The sequence below is a fragment of the Psychrobacter sp. 1176_08 genome, assembly GCF_052850615.1.
Window position 1 is genome coordinate 125450 of sequence record NZ_VXCU01000003.1, and the last position, 19175, is coordinate 144624.

The following is a 19175-nucleotide window of genomic DNA, read 5'->3' on the forward strand; positions in this document are numbered from 1 at the left end:
ATTCACAGTGGCTAAGCCGCTGCTACTAAATAACTATTACTGAGTAACGATAGTCGCTGAGTTAATAACGACTGGCTCTTTTGGCACATCAGCATGCATGCCAAAACGACCCGTTGGTACGCTTCTCATCTTTTCAATCACATCCATACCGCTTGTGACTTTACCAAATACAGTATAGCCCCAACCTTGCATATTTTTGCCAGAATGGTTTAGGAAGTCATTGTCTTTTACGTTGATAAAGAACTGGCTAGTGGCTGAATGCGGATCTTGCGTACGTGCCATTGCGATAGTGCCTTTATCGTTCTTTAGGCCATTGTCCGCTTCGTTTTCGATAGGCGCATTGGTTGGCTTTTCATTCATTTCAGCGTCCATTCCGCCGCCTTGAATCATGAAGCCATCAATGATGCGATGGAAAATCGTACCGTCATATTGACCTGATTTTACATAGTTTAAAAAGTTTTCTACCGTCTTTGGCGCTTTTTCTTCATTGAGTTCGATAACGATTGCACCCATATTGGTGTCAAGTTCTACTACTGGTGGCATGTCTACCATGAGATATTCCTTTTTTAATTGCAGTACCTTAAATGGCACTGTCAAGTGGTGGTTAAAAAGTTGGTTGATAAAAAGTCATGGGTAGTCTAACGGCTTTTTTATCCTGTGTCATGTATCAGGCTGTTAATGCCTTTGCAAAAGCTGATAGAATAACGCAACTTTATACATTTCCGACCATTTTTAATCATGCGAGCAAATAGTGTGGTTTTATAACCCACTGTTTTTATGGCTCAAATTTTCATTACCATTTTATTTTTTAGCCAAAAGTTTGATTCGACTTTTCCATGATGCGTGATGGCACGTGTCATGAATTGACAATTTGCGTTAGGAGCAATACCCCATGAGTGAGCACTCAAGTAACCCCGTACAAAAAGATGAACAAAAAAACGACTTTATTCGTAATATCATTCGTGACGATGTCAATGCGCAAAAATACCAGCAAATCGTGACCCGCTTTCCGCCTGAGCCAAATGGCTACTTGCATCTTGGTCATGTAAAATCTATCTGTCTGAACTTCGGCGTGGCAGAAGAGTTCGGCGGTGTATGTAATTTGCGTTTTGATGACACCAATCCAACCGCAGAAAAGCAAGATTATATTGATAACATTGAAAGTGATGTTAAGTGGTTGGGTTTTGACTGGGTGGGAGAAGCGTATCATGCGTCAAGCTATTTTGATCAGTTATATGCATGGGCTGTGCAGCTGATTGAGCAAGGCGATGCGTATGTAGACTTGCAATCACCTGAGCAGATTAAAGAGAACCGTGGCTCGTTTAGTGAAGCCGGAACGCCTTCGCCCCAACGTGATGCCAGTGTTGCAGACAATTTAACACTCTTTAACGACATGAAAGAAGGCAAATACGCGGAAGGCAAAGCAGTTTTGCGTGCCAAAATTGATATGGCAAGCCCAAACATGAACTTGCGTGACCCTGTTATCTACCGTGTCATGCATCAATCGCATCATCAAACGGGTGATAAGTGGTGCATCTACCCCATGTATGATTTTGCTCATCCGCTGTCTGATGCCATCGAAGGCATTACTCATTCATTGTGTACACTAGAGTTCGAAGATCATCGTCCTTTTTATGATTGGGTGATTGCAAAAATTGGCTTTGACGTGGCGCCGCATCAGTATGAGTTTAGCCGCTTAAATGTCGATCACACGATGACCAGTAAGCGCAAATTAAAACAACTGGTCGACGAAGGCATCGTCAGCGGCTGGGATGATCCACGTATGCCGACCATCGCTGGCATGCGCCGCCGAGGCTATACGGCAGAAGGTCTACGAGATTTTTGTGATCGCGTCGGTGTGACCAAATCCGACAGTGTCGTCGATTTCCGCTCGTTAGAATTTAGCGTTCGTCAGTCGCTAGAAACCACGACAGCACGCGGGATGGCGGTGTTAAAGCCATTAAAAGTGACGATTACTAACTTTGCAGAAGCCGTCAGTGAGTGGGAGTCGCAAAAAGCCGAGAGCGTCAATGCACGCTTCGATGATGCTGCGCAAACCCTTTGGTTGACACAGCCGAATCATCCTAACGTTGATATGGGCGAACGTGAAATTCCTTTCACCGAAACGCTATATATTGATCAAGGCGACTACGAGATTGAACCACCCGCAGGTTATAAGCGTTTATCACCAGAGAAACCAGAAATTCGTTTGCGTAATACCTATGTATTGGCAGTGACCGAACATATTACAGATGACAATGGCAATATCGTTGAGTTAAAAGCAATGATTGATCCTGCGACGTTGGGTAACAATCCTGAAGGTCGTAAAGTTAAAGGCGTCATTCATTGGGTATCAGCGAGCCAAGGTGTGCCTGCAACCGTACGTATGTACGAGCAACTATTTAGTGTGGAAGACCCAGGCAGTGTGAGCGATTTGCATCAAGCGCTCAATCCGAACTCAATGACTGAGCTACAAGCAGTGGTTGAACCATCATTGGCCAATGCTGACGCAGGTACGCGTTTTCAGTTTGAGCGTGAAGGATACTTTATTGCTGATAGCGAGGATCATACCAGTGATAAGCCCGTATTTAATCAAATCGTAAGCTTACGTGACACTTATAAGCCTGCTTAATGTAGCAGATGGCTCAGAGTATATTTTAAGAAAATACTGAACAATAGTAGTTTGCAAACCAGCCCGTTTCTAGTACGCTAGGAATGGGCTTTTTTGTGGACAATGATAAAATTATTGACAGTAATCTTTGAGGAAATAAGCATGGCAAAGTTTTTGAACAGCAGTGGGACGACTTACCATTTAGAAGAATTGATTAAAAATGCGTCTGACAGATTGATTATTATTAGTCCTTACCTTAAGCTGAATGAGCGTATCAAAGAGTTGCTTGAAGACCGCAATCGTTTGAAAATAGATATTCGCATCGTCTATGGCAAAAATGACTTACATCCTGAAGAAATAAACTGGCTAAAAAATCTAACGTTTATCCGTACCAGTTTTTGCAGAAACTTGCATGCTAAATGTTATTTGAATGAAAACGAATGCATCATCACAAGCTTGAATCTTTATGAATTCAGTCAGGTCAATAACAATGAAATGGGCGTACTGATTTATCGCAATGATGACGCCAAGCTCTATGCCGATACTTATGAAGAAGCCCAGCGGATTATTCGTATCAGTGATGAAGTCAGAATGTCGTTAGAAAAAGTGAGTGAGTCTGAAAGCAAGCCTGACTCTAACACTAAGACAGCAAGCACGACGTCTCAGTCGCCAGTGATGTCAACTGCGCCCACAATCGAAACCACGCCTAACTATTCAAAATTGACGACAGCCAAGCTCGCTAAAGAACTCGGCTTTAAGACGCAAGAATTGAATGATAAATTGCTTGCAGCTGGTTATCTAGAAGCGCAGGAGGGTGAGTTGGTGTTAACGGACGCTGGACGTGCCGCTGGTGGTACGAGCAAAAAGGGTAAGTTTGGTGAGTTTTGTTTATGGGATTCGGGTATGGTGGTTTAAGGCTTTTACAGATTGGAATTGAACTTTTAACAATGTTATTGCTTAGGTATAAAGGGAATAACGGCATTACAATCCGTCACAAGACATTCATAATGAGTTTGTTAAGATAAAGTCAGTTTTTACGGATGTGCTTTGCATTTTTATAGCTGAGCACATCAATGATAATAATAGAGCGCGAGGCCGAAGTGTCGATACAAGCGTTCATCAACACAGCTAAGGAATAAAGCATGGCACATTTACGTTTAGGCGATACCGCACCAAATTTTGATGCTGCGACTACAGAAGGTAACATCAATTTCCACGAGTGGGCAGGTGACAACTGGGTGGTATTCTTCTCACATCCAGCAGATTTTACTCCAGTATGTACCACTGAGCTTGGTCGTGCAGCTGCACTAAATGGCGAGTTCCAAAAGCGCAATGTTAAGCCGATTTGTATCTCTGTCGATAGCCTGGAAGATCATAAGGCATGGGCAAGTGACATCGGTGAGACTCAAGGTACTGAGATGAACTTCCCAATCATCGCTGATCCTAACAAAGAAGTGGCTGAATTGTACGACATGATGCACCCAAATGCGGATAGCACACATACAGTGCGTAGTGTCTTTATTATTGATCCAAACAAAAAGGTGCGTTTGACCCTAACGTATCCTGCCAGCTGTGGTCGTAACTTTGATGAAATCATTCGCGTTATTGATGCGCTACAATTGTCTGATGAGTACAATATTGCAACGCCAGTAGATTGGAAAAATGGTGACGACGTGATCATTCCACCAAGCGTAAAAAACGAAGACATCGCAGCCAAGTATCCGAAAGGCCATAAAGAGATTAAGCCTTATCTACGTACAACGCCTGCGCCTAATAAATAATTCAAGTATGTATGGATATTTACTGAAGATATAGAGCCCTATAACGTAATGTTATGGGGCTTTTTACTATTCATATAACAAGTGGTAGTAAGGTTTTGCTATGATGACGAGAGCAGTGGATTTTATTTAAACAGTAGCTCTTACTCACTTGATCATTTATCAGCTTGTCTATGAATGCATTGAGCGGTAAATGTGATACTTATAATATTAGGGTTCTAATCAGAAACTATCCATTCTCTCTATAAACTATAAAATTTAACCGTGCTAAGTTAGTTTTTTATTCCATTTTACAAGGAGTTTTCCATGAAAAAATTATACATCACCCGTACAGCACCTAATCCACGTAAAGCCCTTATTTTATTGGCATCAAAAGGAATTGATGTTGATGACATGGATGATATCGATGTAGTGGACATTGATTTTGCTAATAATGAGCAGATGTCAGAGGCGTTTACTAAGATAAATCCTATGCAGACAGTGCCAGTGTTGAAGTTGGACGATAATACGATACTCAATGATTCTCAGGCAGTTTGCGAATACCTTGACCGCGTCTATGGTGAGCGTTCCGTGATGGGCAATGATGTAGTACAGCGCGCGCAAGTGTGCTCAATGCGCCGCATTGCTGAATTTGAAGTCTTGTATAACTATATGCTCGCGTTTCAACACAGTCATCCTTCAAAAGCGCAGCGCGTTGAACAAGTGCCAGAGTTTGTTGTGCCCTCTATTGCACGTTCAAACAAAGCGTTGGCTTATTTTGAAACGGTTTTAGAAGGTCGTGAGTACTTAGTAGGGGAGCAACTAAGTTTTGCTGATATCGTTTTATACCTTGGGTTGGATTTTGGCAAACTACTTAAAGTGGATCCTAGTGCTCAAGGTAAAAATCTTGCGCGTTTTTATCAGAAAATGAACGACCGTTTTAGCATTGCAAACATGTCAAAAGCAAAATCCACAGATGAAAATAAATAAGACAAAATATTTACTTATTTGGAATTATTTATAAGTCACATCTTCACATAATGGTAATGACTCTTGATTTACTCAAGTTGACTGCACAGATAGTGGTGCCAATTAAAGTAAAGAGAATCATTACCATATGTTTATAAAATCAAACATTTTGTTACAATGACAAAAATCACTAACGATATAGTGAGTAGATTGTTTCGCCCCGAAAAGGTGTATATAACACTTTCTTGAACTATAAAGCGTTTAAATTGTAAAAAAGGCCATCGTAAGGCATGACTGTTATGACATTATCTTTTAGGACACTGTCTTTTAAATTGGGAATATTACCAAGTATGTTGGTAGCAAGTTTGGCGTTAGGCGCTTGTCAAAATTCTACGTCGACTAACGAAAAAGAAAAGATAGAACATGCTAAAGCGGTCGATAATGAGGTCATGGCGTCTGATGCAGATGAAACGACTGATGAGCCTATAACAGACAATAAAAGTGCTGAACAAGCAATGATCTCTACTCTATCAGATCATCGATGGACGCTTATATCTGTCATGGGCAATAAGTCCCAGCCACTGAATGAGCTGGCAGCGGTTAAAGATGAAGTAAGACTGTCTTTCAATCAGTATCAAGGTCAGAACACCTTAAACTATAGCGTCGGTTGTAATACGATCAGTGCCAATTATCAATTACAAGGATCGGTTTTAAGCGTTGATGACAGTATGAGTACTAAAATGCTATGTGCTGATCTGAATGCCGCTGAAAATAGCTTGATTGATCTGATGGAAGGCGATAGTCAAATAGTAGTGACAAAAAATGATGCTTCTCAAGAAGAACAGGCAGTATTGACTCAGCTCACGAATGAAGAAACCACATTGGTTTGGGAAGGTCAACTTACGGATCAAGCCAAATATAATAGTAAAGGTGAGACGGTATTTTGGGCCGTGAATGCCAAGAAAACGTCTTGTAATGACAGTACTTCTGAGATGTGTTTGCAAGTCAAACCCATTACCTATGATAATCAGGGAATTAAGAGTAGTGAAGGGCAGTGGGCGCCATTTGCTGGCGTTATTGATGGTTATCAGCCGGATGGTAAGCATGACGAAGTGCTACGCATACAGCGTTATGCTTTAGATGCGGACACAAATACTGCGGCAAATGATAACCGTCTAGAGGCACCAAGTGAGGCGTATGCTTATGTATTGGACGCTGTGATTGAAAGTGCAGTCGCTGAGTAAAAATATTTGGCCAGTCTATTCTCTACTACACTTATCATATTTAGAATTAAAAAACGCGCCTAGTAGCGCGTTTTTTTATGGTGACAGGCTTTTATCGCAGATTGCCGAGATCTTCTTCAGTCAAACGCCAGCGTCCTTTTTTCTTAGAAGCCCCGCGTCCACGCATCGCACTATTAAGTATCAACTTATTCATCGAATGACTGGAATGCGCATGACAGATTGCGCAGGCAAGTCCATCTGCGGCATCCGCTTGTGGCACTACGTCTAAAGACAGTATTCGACAAACCATCTCTTGTACCTGCTCTTTGGCGGCCGCGCCATAGCCACACACGGCTTGCTTGATTTGGCGCGCCGTATACTCTGAAACTTCTAAATCTAGGGCTACCATGGCTGCAATGGCAGCACCTCGTGCCTGACCAAGCTTAAGCGCAGAGTCAGGGTTCTCTGCCATAAATACTTGCTCAATAGCCGTATAAATTGGCTCATCCGCATATTTTAGATGATGCTGAGTAATACGCGTTAAACCATTAAAAATGCGCTTAAGGCGCTCGGGCATCTCTTTAGTGTCTGTGCGAATCGTACCTGCATCAATATAGGTTAGCTTATCGCCAGTTTGTTGAACGATGCCATAACCTGTCATACGTGAACCGGGATCAATACCGATAATAATTGCCATAGTCTTCCGTCTTACTTACATTTTGTTTTATGGCTTAAAAATAAGCTGTAAGTTTGATAGTATAGCAATCAATCCCCATATACATCATATGTTAGCCATTTTAATTTGTATGGCACTTAATTTATTGGTTTTTATTTTATAGGACGACACTTTATGGGTCAGATAGTTGGTATTGCCATCGTTTGGTTTATTATCGAAATGCTATTGTGGTATTTACTTGCACAATTTATAAGCGGCTGGTGGGTTTTCATATGGTTTATTATCGCTGCAGTCATCGGTATTTCACTCATTCGTAAAGGCATGGCATCCCTTAATCCAATGGCGCAGCAAATGAAAGCTGGCGGCATGATGAATCCTGCAATGCGTCCACAAGAATCTACCATGATGAAAAGTGTGGCCATGGCTGCGGCAGGTATTTTGTTACTGATTCCAGGTGTGCTTAGTGACCTTATTGCCTTATTGGTGGTCTTACCACCAGTACAAAAGAAACTAAAAGACGTGGCCAATAACTATGTGATGAACAATCAGCAAAAAATGATGGAGATGATGGCCAAGCAGATGGGGGGGCAGATGGGCGGCGGTCAAAATCCATTCGGTAATATGGGTGGCCAAAACCCATTTGGCGGTGCAAGTGGTATGAACAAACAAAGTCCATTTGGTCAGCAGCAGAATCCATTTGGTGATGTGTTTAAACAAAATACAACCGTCGACGGTACAGCGAAAAATATACCCAAAGATGTGAAAAAAATCACAAAGTCTGCCAATGATGAATAGTATAGTAGCGGTCTGATAAGTTTTAAATAAAAAATTGGCATAAAAAAACCCCTTTCGTTTATAGCGAAAGGGGTTTTTGATTGGTGGCTATTAATTTTCTACAAATATGCATTTATAAACAAATCAATGACGAACCGAATAGAACAACCGAAGTGCCGCCGTAAGATGGTGACCCATGAACCGTGAAGTTCAGGGCGGATGCGTCATCACCTCGGCAGGTTTCCTGATACACTGCAAGCAGTGCAGGCATACACAATGAGGCGATAGGTACCACATCCTGGTAAAGCATTATCGGCTCAGGGAATAAACATCTACTAGCCAACACTTCAGAATATAATTATCTTAACCAATGGCCTGAATGATTGCAAGCTTGATTTACAGATTGATACGTGGCTTCAGTAGAGAGTAGGGTTAACCGTAAGTTTTACTACATTTTGCAGCCAATAAGAATACAAGAAATAGGACTACTTATTGAGTGAACATAGGGGTTGATTTTTCAGCTATTTTGAGATGTGTGTTAAGATAGGAACTTTCAAATTTCCAATACAGCACTTTTCAATTCCCAATACAGTATTGTAAGCGTTCATTCACTTGAGGAGCGGTAGTCCATGACCAACAATCAGCAACAATCAGAGTTTATCGACGACAATCAAACCAAGCTTGTTAATGGGCAAGATGGCGAGCCACACAAAAAACTGCCACGCGTTTTAATGATACTAGATGGTTTTGGACATCGTGAAGATGATAAAGATAATGCGATTGCCGCTGCCAGTATGCCCAATTTGGATAAAATTTATCAAAAATATCCACATGGGTTAATATCCGCGTCAGGTGAAGACGTGGGATTGCCAGATGGTCAGTTTGGTAATTCAGAAGTGGGACATATGAATCTGGGCGCTGGTCGTGTCCTTTATCAAGACTCTACTCGCATATCAAGCGAGGTTGCCAATCGTGACTTTTACAAAAATGAAGCGCTGGTGAATGCGGTAAAGGCAGCCAATGAGCTTGGCGGTAATGTACATATTATGGGATTATTATCGGATGGTGGAGTGCATTCACATCAAGATCACATTGAGGCCATGTGTCATTCAGCCTTAGTACATGGCGCCAAAAACGTTTTTGTTCATTGCTTCTTAGATGGACGCGATACGCCACCAAAATCTGCTGATAAATATGTTGATCGTTTACGTGCGCATATTGATAAACTAAATGCACATTACGAAGGCGGACGAGTGCAAATTGCGACTATTATTGGACGCTATTACGCGATGGATCGTGACAATCGCTGGGATCGAGTACAAAAAGCGTATGAGCTGCTCACAGAAGGCAAGGCAGATCGTCTAGCAACTAGAGCGGATGGTGCGGTACAAGCTGCCTATAAAGCCCGTGAAACGGACGAGTTTATCAGTCCGACCACGGTAATAGGGCGCGATGAGGTGCCTTATACCATCGATGACAACGACGCACTTATCTTTATGAATTTCCGTGCTGATCGTGCACGTGAGCTTGCGCAAGCCTTTGTATTACCAGATCATGAATTTTCTGGTTTTGCCCGTCAAAAGCAGCCCAAGCTTGCAGCGTTTGTGATGTTGACTAAATACTCTGATGTGTTGGCTGACAATTCAAAAACGAGCATTGCTTATTATCCAACGTCTTTGAACAATACACTTGGCGAATATCTACAAGATCAGGGTAAAACTCAATTGCGTATCGCTGAAACTGAAAAGTACGCTCACGTAACTTTCTTTTTTAGTGGCGGTCGAGAAGAAGAGTACGAAGGCGAGACACGCATTTTGGTGCCTTCTCCAGATGTGGCAACATATGATCTACAGCCTGAGATGAGTGCACCTGAAGTGACGGATAAATTAGTCGCTGCTATTGAGTCGGGCAAATACGATGTACTGGTTGTGAACTATGCCAACGGTGATATGGTAGGACATACAGGGGTTTTTGATGCAGCGGTTCAGGCTGTAGAAGCATTAGATGTTTGTGTCGGTCGCGTGGCAGCAGCAGTGCAAGCTGCTGATGGCGATATGCTTATCACTGCTGATCATGGCAACTGTGAGCAAATGCAAGATTACGAAAGTGGACAAGTGCATACTCAGCATACTACTGAACATGTACCACTGATTTATGTAGGTGAACAAAAATTACAAGTACGTAGCGGTGGTAAATTAAGTGATATTGCACCAACTATTTTGGCATTAATGAACATGGGTACGCCAGCTGAAATGACCGGTGAAAGTCTGTTAGTGCCAATCTCATAAGTCAGTTCTATGTACTATAGTCAGCGTAAAAAAAGGAAAGGGTATGTATTATCCTTTCCTTTTTTCATAAACCTTGCTCGATTTTTAATATTTTTGATGTTAAAAATTATGAAGAAGGTGAGCACTGTCATAATAACCAGTAAACTTGGCAAGGTTAATATAGGTGACACTGGTTATTAGAATTGTGAGCACTTGCAATACTACTCTAGTTTAGAGCTGCCCTTGATGCTATCTTACAAGCAAATACTCACTGTTTTTACTCAATAGCAGTTCTCTACCTTATAACTGTTCTGTACATTTTACTATCTAAACGAGTTCTCTTATGCATCCTATCTATTTTATTCGCGCATCTAGGTCCAAGCGATTGAGTAAACTTGCGATGAAGACATCTATAGCGACTACTGCTGTTAAGCGGGCATTAACAGTAGGTGTATTTGGACTAGGGGCTACTGTATGCGCACAAGCGGCAACCGTGCCTGTTAATCAGCCTAGCGATAACCCTACGGCAAGTTTACAACTCATCAGTTTAAACGCTGATGAGATAGCAGTCGAAGACAATGGGGATGATTTATCAAGCATTGCTGATATGTTAGATGCTGCAGACGATTATGACGATTCAATAGACAGCGTGCCAGATGAGACGGCGTTAATGGATGACACAAATGACATTGATACGAATATTCCACCTGAGGTTGCCAAAGTCTCCTTAAATGCTATTTCTCCAGAGACACTCAAAACCTTTGTGGCTGTCGTAGATTTGGTACGCCGTGAGTATGTTGATGCGGTTAATGATGAAGAGCTATTCAACAACGCAATGAGTGGTATGCTTACAAAGCTTGACAGTCATGCTGAGTTTTTAGATGCTGAAGCTTACGAAAATCTTCGAGCATTTACAGAAGGTGATGTAGGTGATATTGGCATTAAGGTGGATTACCAGCAAGAAGTAGGGTACTGGGTCATCACAGAGGTGGTCGATGATTCACCCGCTGATAAGAAGGGGATTGCTGTTGGTGATTATCTGCATCAAGTCGGAGAGTTCAAGCTGGATGAAGATAAAGAGAGCAATGACGTTGAGCAGCTTTTAACTGGAATCGCTGGTACACAAGTTGATATTGTCACCTCAAAAGCTGGTCGCCGCAAGCATACTACTACATTGCAGCGTAACCATAGCCATCCTCAAATCATTGAAACAGAGCTTGTCGATGGTATTGCGATGATTAAATTACCTGCCTTTCAGAACAACAGTCGCGAGAAGTTATTGGAAGGTTTAATCAACCTAGATGCTCCTGTCACTGGTATTCTGCTCGATATGCGCGACAATCCAGGTGGCGTGTTGACCTCCGCGATAAATGTCGCCAGTTTATTTATGGAAGATACTGACGTGGTACAAGTACAAGCGCGTCAAGATGGCTCCCGTGTATTGTCTACTAAGGGCGATGCGATACTCAAGCGCTTACCAATGGTTGTGTTGCAGAATCGCTATTCAGCATCTGCAGCAGAAGTACTGGCTAGCAGCTTACAGGCACAAAAGCGCGCCACGATTGTGGGTGAGGTCAGCTATGGAAAAGGCTCCGTACAGTCAGTCGTACCGCTTAATGATGAGCAAGCTGTCAAGCTCACCGTCGCCAACTATATGACCGCAGCAGGTGGTAAAATTGATGGGATTGGTGTCAAACCAGATGTGACTTTATCAGGCAATGAAAGCACTTGGGAACAACAAGCGCTGGATTTGCTAAAAGCGCGTGTGCTTGAGACAGGCATCCGGTTTGTCCGAAAGCCTGCATCAGAAGTCACTGTGGCAGAAGAAAATATGACTAAGTAGAACATAGCAGCGTTATGGCTGCTATGTTCTTAAACTATTGTCATAGCATACTATTCATCAACTTCATCTTCGGCGATATCTAGTTTCTTCATGCGATAGCGTAAAGATCGGAAAGTCGTTCCTAGTAATTTGGCTGCCTGAGTTTTATTCCAGCCAGCTTGTTTTAAGGCGGTAATAATCAGCTGTTTTTCTTGTTCTTGTAGGTAGTGCTCTAACCCTTGAAAGGGCAGTTGAACGTCAGCCAGTTCGCTCAAGTTTGCCTTTTCACCTACATCCGGTTGATTTGATGCTTGAGTAATTGTCTCTACATCGTGACGGAGATTTGCATTGCTAAATGCTTCTGTTTGGCGACTGGCTTGACGCTGTACCATTGAAGGATAATGTTGCGTATTAGTACGGTACGGGTGCAGGTTGGTCGTCGTTTGCTCAGGGTTTATGGTCTTATCTGTGGATCGGATAGTGCCTTTGTTATCTTCTATTGGTTGAGTGGTAATAGGCGCATTGGCTGTTTGATCAAGGTGCGTATCACTATCAGTATGATTGTGACGAGCTTGAGAAGCGGTTGGTTGATAACCCATACCGTCTTCTAGATCAGGGAGGCCCAAATGACTGATATCAATCAAGGATGTTTCTGCTAGAGTCACTGCACGCTCTAGTACATTACGCAGTTCACGGACGTTTCCAGCAAAATTATGCTGTTGCAATCGCGCGCGCGCCTCAATTGTTAACGAGGGCGGTGTTTCCAATTGCCATTCATGAGCAATCATTCCTAAGAAATGCTCAGCCAAAACAGGTATGTCATCACGGCGAGTATTGAGTGTCGGCAACTTTAATTCAATCACGTTGATGCGATAATACAAATCCTGTCTAAACGCACCCTCTTGTACAAGTTGACTTAAATTTTTGTGAGTGGCAGAGAGTATGCGAATATCAACGGGTATCTCTTTTGTGTCACCAATGGCTCTCACAGTTTTTTCTTGAATAGCACGCAGCAACTTGACTTGCATTGCAAGTGGCAAATCCGCGACCTCATCTAAAAATAACGTGCCACCATTTGCCTGTTGAAATAAGCCTTGTTTGTCAGCCACGGCACCTGTAAAGCTGCCTTTTTTGTGACCGAAAAATTCTGACTCCATTAGCTCGGATGGTATCGCACCACAATTCACTGGCACAAAACTGCCATCTCTACGCGGACTGATATCATGAATCAGTCGAGCAACCACTTCTTTACCTGTACCTGACTCGCCTGATAAGAATACAGGGGCTTGTGAGCGTGCCAGCTTTAATATGGTATTTTTCAAAGGGGTCATTACGGCAGAATTACCGATCAGTCGAGCGTCTAACAGTTTTTGTTCAGGTGAAGATTCTGGTGTGGCATTTGCCTCATTGTCTTGATGGATAACCTTTAAAGCGCTTTCTACCAGTTGACGTAGACGCGGTAACTCAAGCGGTTTGTTAACAAAATCAAATGCCCCAAGCTTCAATGCCTCTATGGCAAGATCCATACTACCATGTGCAGTGATAACCGCAATGGGACTGTTAGAGCTGTTACTGATTTCTTTTACCAATTCTAGCCCCGATCCATCAGGTAGCTTCAAATCAGTCAAACAAAAATCGTAATTGTTTTCTTGCCAATATGCTCTTGCTTGCGCCAACGTATAAGCCACATCGCTTTTGATACCCATTTTGGTCAACGTTATCTGCATTAATCGGCACAAATCCACTTCATCATCAACGACTAGTGCGGTAGTTGTCATACATCATCTCATTGTATTCAATAGCTATTAAATGTTAAAAATCGACATACCATTCGGATAAAATATCTGATAGGAAGAGAATTTCTTACTCACAAAACACTTGTATTGATATTGCTTTTAACCATTTATACATAAGTATCAGAGTTGACAGCAGGCGCTATTAAGCGGAAGCAGGTTTTCTCGTGCTCAGGAACGTAAAGCAGACGGGCTTGGTTGGCCTCACAAAATGCTTGTGATAAATACAGCCCCAATCCAGTGCCTTTTTGATCCGTGGTAAAAAATGGATTGAACAGATGCTGCAACTCTTCGGCTTTCACGCCTGTGCCACCGTCCAATGCATCAATTATAACATCGTTATCGACACAATAAACCTCAATCTCTACATAAGCATGGGGGTGAGCATAGCTACTGTGACGCAGACCATTATTGATTAGATTGATTAAAACTTGCTCTAACTGATGGGTATCGAACGAGATAATAGGCTGTGTCTTTACGTGTAAGAAAACATCATGACCTTTGAAGTAGTTTTCCAAAAATACTGGAAGCCACTCAGCCAATACAATGGATTGCTGATTCGCCTTTTGTTGACGAGACAGTTTTAGGACATCTTCGATAATACGGTTCACACGTTTCGTTTGCGAAAATATCATTTTATAAAGCTCATGATTGCCCGCCATGTCAAGATAAGAGGAACTGCTCTCTTGATTATCACTTGCAGCATTTTTGGCATCGAGCTCAGCCATATCCTCCATTAGCAACTGACTGGCTTGCGATATAGCAGCCAACGGGTTTCTGATTTCATGAGCAATACTGGCAGTTAGCTGCCCCAAAGAGGCCAGTTTTAACTGTTGCGCGCTGGCGTGTTCTCGGCGCAAATCTTCTAAAATAACAAGTTTGCTGTCGTCTTTTAATGGCGTGATTTGCACACGTAGCTTGCCAAATACAGAAGCATTTGCTATGGCAGGCAAGTCATAGGTAAAGCTGCGTGATTGACCGCTTGCTACTGACAAGCACGCTTTGAGCAGCTGTGTATGTTGTTTACTAAGCTTTTGCTGAAAGTTATGGAGTAGAGCCTGCCGTTTATCATTTTGTGTATTATTGATAGCTGTAGAGAGGTCTTGGGCGGCTGGGTCATGCGCCATACTCAGCAATTGATGTGCAGCAAGATTTGCTAAGACAATACGTTGTTTGTCAATGACAATGACGCCGTTTACCATTTGTGTGATGACTTCTTGATTGATGACATTGAGTCGTTCAACTTCTCTGGCATGACTTGCTGCTACTTTTTCAAGCTGTACTAAGCGCTGTGAGAGAGACCAACTCAAAATACCAACTGCCAAAAAGCTGGCTGACATGAGTAGGGCGTCGCTTAGATTGGCCAAACTCATACTATTGGCAATGGCATAAAAAAACTGTTGATAAATAACAAAGATGATTGCCAGTAATGTGATGATTAACGCTTGTGAGCTATGTAGTAGCATAAAGCTGGCTGCTACAACAACCATGTATAACATGGTCAACTGTAAATCAGGTGCGCCAGCGGTATAAAGAAGTAAACTTAAAATGACGACGTCTAACACCAAACCAAAGGCTAGCTGACGCCGCATTTTTTTGGACACAACGTAAAACAAACCCAGCAAAATTAGGCTCAATAACACGTAAAAACTGAGTACCGTTTGCTGCAAGAAGCTTGGTAGCAATGAGCTATTATCAGTGCGCGCATTGATGTATACCATCAACATAAAAAACACGCTGACAATAAAGCGATAACTGCTATAGATCAGTCCCAATTTACGTAATTGCGGAAGAGGCAGCGTATCATCACGATGTAAGTACTGGATGACAGTCGAGACGATGTCAGTAACAGGTTTCATAATTGAACCGTTATAGAAAAGTTGCTAAGAGAATTATTGAGAAAGCTACGGTTGAATCAAACCATGGCGAATGGCCAAATGCGTCAACTTAACATCACTATCAACGCCAACTTTTTCATAAATACGATAACGATAAGTGTTGATGGTTTTTACACTGACAAACAGCTGATCGGCGATTTGCTGAGGGCTTTGACAATTAACCACCATCATTGCGACCTGCTTTTCACGATCACTGAGCAAATCAAAAGGTGAGTTTGCATTATCTGATAATAAAACATCTGCCAATTGTTCAGCGACATCCTGACTAAAGTAGCGTCCGCCTTTATAAACTTTTTTGACGGCTCTGATCATCTCATCTAGCGGTGTGCCTTTAGTGATGTAACCATTGACACCGGCTTTAATGAGCATAGAAGGGTAAGGCTGAGATGCCATACTACTCACTGCCAATATTTTAAGTCCTAAATCAAGTTGAATTAAACGTTTGGTTGCTTCAAGACCACCAATATTAGGCATATTGACATCCAGTAAAATCACGTCAGGAAGCAATTGTTTGGCAAGCTTGATGGCCATATCACCACTATCTGCTTCGCCCACAACCTCGATATCGGCACTATCTGACAACATACGGCTAATACCCATTCGTACCAAATCATGATCATCTACTACCAATACTTTAATCATAACTGTGCCTTTTATTATTTGTCAGAGTGAGAGTTATTACACATACTGAATGATAGATAAATTTATGTCATCTAAATGATTGTTTCAATTTTTGAAAACGTGAAGTAATGTTAAAGAATTATAAAGATATCATTCTTTAACATGACAGAACGTGAATGATTATAGCGGTTAAAATGAGCATATATTGCTGAAATATAAACCAATGTTTCTAAAATATAAATTATTTGTAGCAAAGTTTGAATTAGTTCAAAATAAATTACTAAATTGGCTTTGAAGATTAGACTTCAATTCAAACCATGATACACTAAAAATACCAAAACTCTATACGAGTACTTACAAACACATCCATAAACGCTACGTACGTTCTAGGCGTCAGAAAGCATGTCACTGACGTGATAACGGAAGCAGGAGGCATAATGAAGCAACTACCATTAACCAAACAGCAGCTAATCGCCGCTATGATTTCATTGAGTTTGGGCAGTGTTGCACAAGCCGCACTTACTATTAATGGTAGCACTGATACTGGCTCTAGTGCTCGCATGAGTTGGGGTGGGGCGGATAGCTTATCAGAAGCACGCAACATCATGTACAAATCCAACGGTTCTGCCATTAAAAAAGTCGATAATGGCTATGGCACGACCAACCTCACTAATGCTAATAGCAATAACTTTGCTAGCAACAGTAACCGCTATAACACCACGTACCGCGGTGCATTCGGAAGTAGTGACATGATTCCGATCAGTACTGATTCGCGTAGTGTGGCTGTAATCGATGCTGAGACTGGTGAGTCGATTTATGAAAAAGATGCTGACATTGCGCGTCCTATGGCTAGTATCAGTAAATTGATGACCGCTATGGTGGTGCTGGATGCTGGTCTTGATATGCGTGAAGAGATCACGCTTGATCCTGAAGATTTCGTAGGTCCAAAACGCGCGAGCTCGAATCTTAAATCAGGTGATCGTCTAAACCGTGCCGAAATGCTATTGATGGCATTGATGAAATCAGAAAATCCTGCGGCAAAAAGTTTGGCGCGTAATTACCCAGGTGGCTATAGTGCCTTTATACGTGCAATGAACCGTAAAGCTCAAGATTTAGGGATGACCACGGCTTTCTTTGGTGATCCGACTGGTCTTGATAAGCGTAATGTTGCCTCATCAAATGACCTGGTCAAAATGGTACGTGCAGCTGGTAATTATGATGTGATTCGTCGTTTCTCTACGACCAAAAGCTATGATTTCTTTGTGTCCAACTACTCAAATGGCAACCGTACCTATAAAGCCAATAATACTAGCATGCTGGTTCGTGCTGGCGATTATCCGATTGGTATCTCAAAAACAGGCTTTATCAACGAAGCCGGTCGTTGCGTCGTTATGGAAACACGTGTGAATAATCGTCCAGCGATTATCGTTATTTTAGGGGCTAACAGCTCAGCTACGCGTTGGGGCGATGCCAAAAATATCCTAAACAGTTTAGCGACTCGCCGCACCGTATAAGTTCACAGACTTAACGTTAATTAATAAGGCTGTTATATCATATAACGGCCTTTTTATTGCGCTGAGATTAAGGATGCATTATATGACCCAATCAATCATTTCTACTATACCAAAGCTGTATCTACTGACCAACGACGATGAATTTGAGCTTCTCTATCAGAAGTTAGAAGCAGCGCTGGCAACAGGCCTTATCGGATTATTACAGGTTCGGCGCAAACAGGTATTGCAATTGCCAAATGGCAAGTTGAGGCTCTATGAAGAAGCTTCTAAGGTTGTTGATTTGGCTCGCGCCCATAACGTACCAGTCGTGATCAATGATGACATTGAATTAGCGGCAGCGCTTGGCGTTGGGGTACATCTTGGTCAGCAAGATGGCAATATCGATGATGCCAAACGGCGATTAGCTCCAAACCAAGTCATTGGTCGTACTTGCCACGGTGATGTAGCTCTTGTTAAGGAAGCGCAAAACGATGGCGCAACTTATGCAGCAATGGGCGCAATATTCACTTCTACAACCAAACCAAACGCCAATATTATTTCTCGTCAGCATCTAACTGATGGCTGTCAAGAGGATATAAAGATATGCGTAATAGGCGGTCTAACGGCAGAAAATGTGTCAGAGCTAACAGGTCTGCCAATCACTTATGTAGCGGTCGTGGGAGATGTGATGGATTTGTCTGTGGCGCAAATTGCTAATCGTTGTCAGCAATGGCAGCAAGCATTTTCGAATTGGAAAACGCCTGCAGTATGATAGTTTGAGCTTAAGCGGCATGCTCCATGCATAGAGTCGCGTAAGGTAAGGCTTCCAAACGTTGTGCTTCGATTGGCTCTCCGCATACTTCACATTCACCATAAGTGCCGTTTTCAATACGGCTTAATGCATTTTCGACATAGATTAGACTTTGGCGTGCCTCGCTCTTAAGGTTTTGACGCATATCGTTTTGGCGATAAGAGATTGCCTGATCTTCCCAATGTTCATTGAGATCATCTTGTGGGTTTTGAATGTGATCTTCAATTTTATCAATTCGAGTCTCATACTCTTCTTTTAAGGTTAATAAACTTTCTTTAGCACGGTTTAAGTCAATACTCATAGTAATTTCCTAATAGGTTGTTTTTATTATTTACACGCCTAGCATAAAGGGCTTTATCGGCAACTACCACCACGAAATGTTACGGATGATTAAAGAGACGTTTAAACTTTTATGACTTTTTTGTCTACATAACTTGCATACAGGGCTAGTACAAAAACT

The 19175-nt window shown here is 42.1% G+C and carries 16 protein-coding genes and 1 other RNA gene; 10 read left to right on the forward strand and 7 right to left on the reverse strand.

Annotation, left to right across the window (positions count from 1 at the left end; translation table 11 throughout):
• Positions 1 to 36 precede the first annotated feature (36 nt).
• A complete protein-coding gene (locus FW759_RS04890) occupies positions 37 to 552 on the reverse strand; it encodes a peptidylprolyl isomerase (protein WP_062845065.1) in 516 nt (171 codons plus the stop codon).
• Between the two features lie 340 nt (positions 553 to 892).
• Here FW759_RS04890 and FW759_RS04895 point away from each other — a divergent pair, with 340 nt between their 5' ends.
• The 5 genes from FW759_RS04895 to FW759_RS04915 all read left to right on the forward strand — a co-directional run bounded on the left by FW759_RS04895 (position 893) and on the right by FW759_RS04915 (position 6581).
• Complete coding sequence (locus tag FW759_RS04895; RefSeq protein WP_443571383.1) at positions 893 to 2632, forward strand: glutamine--tRNA ligase/YqeY domain fusion protein; 1740 nt, start codon at positions 893 to 895, stop codon at positions 2630 to 2632.
• Between the two features lie 141 nt (positions 2633 to 2773).
• Positions 2774 to 3526: a phospholipase D family protein gene (locus FW759_RS04900; RefSeq protein WP_443571384.1), complete on the forward strand. Its 753-nt coding sequence runs from the start codon at positions 2774 to 2776 to the stop codon at positions 3524 to 3526.
• A gap of 227 nt (positions 3527 to 3753) precedes the next feature.
• The gene (locus FW759_RS04905; protein WP_443571385.1) at positions 3754 to 4392 is read left to right on the forward strand and encodes a peroxiredoxin; all 639 of its coding nucleotides are present in this window, start codon (positions 3754 to 3756) and stop codon (positions 4390 to 4392) included.
• Between the two features lie 303 nt (positions 4393 to 4695).
• Positions 4696 to 5358: a glutathione S-transferase family protein gene (locus FW759_RS04910; protein WP_446442358.1), complete on the forward strand. Its 663-nt coding sequence runs from the start codon at positions 4696 to 4698 to the stop codon at positions 5356 to 5358.
• Between the two features lie 278 nt (positions 5359 to 5636).
• The gene (locus tag FW759_RS04915; protein WP_443571387.1) at positions 5637 to 6581 is read left to right on the forward strand and encodes an META domain-containing protein; all 945 of its coding nucleotides are present in this window, start codon (positions 5637 to 5639) and stop codon (positions 6579 to 6581) included.
• A gap of 91 nt (positions 6582 to 6672) precedes the next feature.
• Here the strand turns inward: FW759_RS04915 and ruvC are convergent, their stop codons facing one another.
• Complete coding sequence (gene ruvC / locus FW759_RS04920) at positions 6673 to 7257, reverse strand: crossover junction endodeoxyribonuclease RuvC (protein ID WP_062845059.1); 585 nt, start codon at positions 7255 to 7257, stop codon at positions 6673 to 6675.
• A gap of 153 nt (positions 7258 to 7410) precedes the next feature.
• Between ruvC and FW759_RS04925 the strand changes: the two genes are divergently transcribed.
• The gene (locus FW759_RS04925; RefSeq protein WP_443567839.1) at positions 7411 to 8031 is read left to right on the forward strand and encodes an FxsA family protein; all 621 of its coding nucleotides are present in this window, start codon (positions 7411 to 7413) and stop codon (positions 8029 to 8031) included.
• A gap of 140 nt (positions 8032 to 8171) precedes the next feature.
• On the opposite strand, the gene ssrS is transcribed toward FW759_RS04925, so the two are convergent.
• Positions 8172 to 8367: non-coding RNA, 6S RNA (gene ssrS / locus FW759_RS04930), on the reverse strand.
• Between the two features lie 272 nt (positions 8368 to 8639).
• On the opposite strand from ssrS, the gene gpmI reads away from it, so the two are divergent.
• Entirely contained in the window at positions 8640 to 10298 is a 1659-nt protein-coding gene (gpmI, locus tag FW759_RS04935; RefSeq protein WP_446442359.1) for a 2,3-bisphosphoglycerate-independent phosphoglycerate mutase, read from the forward strand.
• 379 nt (positions 10299 to 10677) lie between these two features.
• Positions 10678 to 12120, forward strand: a complete 1443-nt coding sequence (locus FW759_RS04940) for a S41 family peptidase (RefSeq protein WP_446442360.1) — start codon at positions 10678 to 10680, stop codon at positions 12118 to 12120.
• Positions 12121 to 12170: 50 nt separating this feature from the next.
• Here FW759_RS04940 and FW759_RS04945 read toward each other — a convergent pair whose 3' ends face one another.
• The 3 genes from FW759_RS04945 to FW759_RS04955 form a co-directional block, all read right to left on the reverse strand.
• A complete protein-coding gene (locus tag FW759_RS04945; RefSeq protein ID WP_446442361.1) occupies positions 12171 to 13877 on the reverse strand; it encodes a sigma-54-dependent transcriptional regulator in 1707 nt (568 codons plus the stop codon).
• A 125-nt stretch (positions 13878 to 14002) separates the two neighbouring features.
• Entirely contained in the window at positions 14003 to 15751 is a 1749-nt protein-coding gene (locus FW759_RS04950) for an ATP-binding protein (RefSeq protein ID WP_131398111.1), read from the reverse strand.
• A 45-nt stretch (positions 15752 to 15796) separates the two neighbouring features.
• Positions 15797 to 16432 (reverse strand): response regulator, encoded by a 636-nt coding sequence (locus FW759_RS04955; protein ID WP_062845054.1) that lies wholly within the window; start codon positions 16430 to 16432, stop codon positions 15797 to 15799.
• 416 nt (positions 16433 to 16848) lie between these two features.
• Here FW759_RS04955 and FW759_RS04960 point away from each other — a divergent pair, with 416 nt between their 5' ends.
• Positions 16849 to 17925, forward strand: a complete 1077-nt coding sequence (locus tag FW759_RS04960) for a serine hydrolase (protein WP_443505685.1) — start codon at positions 16849 to 16851, stop codon at positions 17923 to 17925.
• Positions 17926 to 18007: 82 nt separating this feature from the next.
• Positions 18008 to 18676, forward strand: coding sequence for a thiamine phosphate synthase (locus FW759_RS04965; RefSeq protein ID WP_446442362.1), 669 nt, complete (start codon positions 18008 to 18010; stop codon positions 18674 to 18676).
• 10 nt (positions 18677 to 18686) lie between these two features.
• Here the strand turns inward: FW759_RS04965 and FW759_RS04970 are convergent, their stop codons facing one another.
• A complete protein-coding gene (locus FW759_RS04970) occupies positions 18687 to 19016 on the reverse strand; it encodes a TraR/DksA family transcriptional regulator (protein WP_353670131.1) in 330 nt (109 codons plus the stop codon).
• Positions 19017 to 19175 lie beyond the last annotated feature (159 nt).